Origin of the sequence: Geminicoccus harenae, assembly GCF_019800005.1 — a bacterium.
In the GTDB taxonomy this organism is placed as follows: Bacteria; Pseudomonadota; Alphaproteobacteria; order Geminicoccales; family Geminicoccaceae; genus Geminicoccus; species Geminicoccus harenae.
Window position 1 is genome coordinate 1 of the sequence record NZ_JABGCL010000123.1, and the last position, 1,852, is coordinate 1,852.

Genomic DNA, 1,852 nt, shown 5'->3' on the forward strand with positions numbered 1-1,852 from the left:
TCTCTCGGGTCCACATCCCGAGCTTCCACCACAGCCGTTCTGGCTCAGCAACCCATTCTCAAACAGGCTCTGAGGTGCTCGACTTGTTGGGATCGGTTGGCCTGGAGCAGTCTTAGAAGGATCAAGAATAGCCCATGTGAGACATGGCTAACGTCTCATGCAGAAGCCTTGCTGAGGTAGACCTTATCGATGGAAGCTCGAACCTTGAGGCAGGGATAGCCAGACCAGACCCTATGGCTAAGTATCAACAACATCTACAGCGAATATCTGAGGAAAACTCATATCAGATGCAGACATAAAAAGCCGGCATATTGATGTATTTGCCTATTGCTTGGCATTCATGTGACTAAAATATGATCACCGGCCGCAGCAACTTACAGCCATACTTATTCGTTCCCTCTCATTCATGCATTGCTGCACTGCAGCATCGTGGCTGGCACAGGCCATTCTACGACGGCAGGTTTGTGTGTAGAGCGGGCTGAGCACGCAGCCCTTCGAGGTCAGGGAGAGGACGGTGTTAGCTACCGTGAACCTTTCGCCGGCCTCAGCAGGTCATCCGGTCCTGCCGACGCCGGCACCGTCGGAGACAATGCATGGGCCTGCTGAACATCATCGACCGCCTCAAGATCCGCCTGGCCTGGCAGCGCGAGTACCGCAGGATCTACACCGAGCTCGACAGCTACACCCAGCGCGAGATGAAGGCTGACCTGGGACTGAGCCGCTCGGATATCCCCAAGATCGCCGCCATGGCGGCTGACCAGCACATCGACCGGTTCGTCCGCCCGCAGCCCGCCCTGCAGTGGGTGTGGCCGGATCGGGATGATCGCCGCCTGGCGCACAGCTGACGCTGGGAAAGACCGGACGCTCCTAAGGCTATGCCCGGCTCCCGAGGCTACCTCATGGCAAGCATCCACGCCGACAGTCTGGCCGTTTGAGGATGGCTTGGGTCATTCCCCAAAGCAGTCCGTTCTCCAAGTCCCTTTACTCCTACGAAAGCTGCTCATGACGAACCCCTTCATGTCCGACCAGGACCTGCTGCACACCGCCGCCGAGCGGCTTGGCATCGATGCCCAGGCGCTGATGCACCGCTATTATGGCTCTTGGGGCGATGCCCTCCAGGAGATGGAGCAATTTCATAGCACGGGGCAGCTGCAAGAGAGCTTCGCAGCCATGCTGCGCATGCTTCTCGACACCGAAGGGATGAGCATCGCGCCAGCGCATGCCCAGGCAGCCGGTGAGCCGAAGATGGCGTGAGACACAAGAGGGGGGCAGGTTCCCCTAAAACAGCGCAATGCTGCCTTGGTTGACGGGACAGGACGCACCCGATGCCTGGCATTCGGCAGGCACGTTGGCCTGTCGACGACGTGCCGATCATGGATGCTATGCGGTCGGAGCCAGGCCAAACACCCCTGAGCTGGTACATGCCGAGCTCACGTCACAAAAATGAAGACATTGTGTGCCACGTAGCAGCTTCGTTACGGCATCGGACAAAAGTGCTTCATTCCCACATGTAATAATCGTTAGCAACCTAAAGACACTAAGACGCCTTCTACAGGATCATCTAAAAAATTCCGACATGATAGTTTTTCGACAAGATTGTGCGTTGTCTATCGATAAATAATTTATTTCAAATTATTATTTCTAATCTCGCTGTGCGCTGCAGCATAAGAGACTATATCATGCTGCAGTGCACAGGCATCCCGCCGTGTTCCAGCTCATCCGCCACCGCGAGGACCAACATGGCACAGATCTCCAAGCACGAGAGCAACAAGCTCGGCGGCGACAACGTTGCCGAACTCAGCCAGCGCATGACGGACCAGACGGGAGACGCAGTCGGCATGGGGGTCGCCAC

2 protein-coding genes are annotated in these 1,852 nt (G+C 56.6%); both read left to right on the plus strand.

Annotated elements, in window-relative coordinates:
* Window positions 1-593 precede the first annotated feature (593 nt).
* Window positions 594-845, plus strand: a complete 252-nt coding sequence (locus HLA95_RS27135) for a hypothetical protein (RefSeq protein WP_191062102.1) — start codon at window positions 594-596, stop codon at window positions 843-845.
* A 157-nt stretch (window positions 846-1,002) separates the two neighbouring features.
* A complete protein-coding gene (locus HLA95_RS27140; protein ID WP_191062100.1) occupies window positions 1,003-1,254 on the plus strand; it encodes a hypothetical protein in 252 nt (83 codons plus the stop codon).
* Window positions 1,255-1,852: the final 598 nt, after the last annotated feature.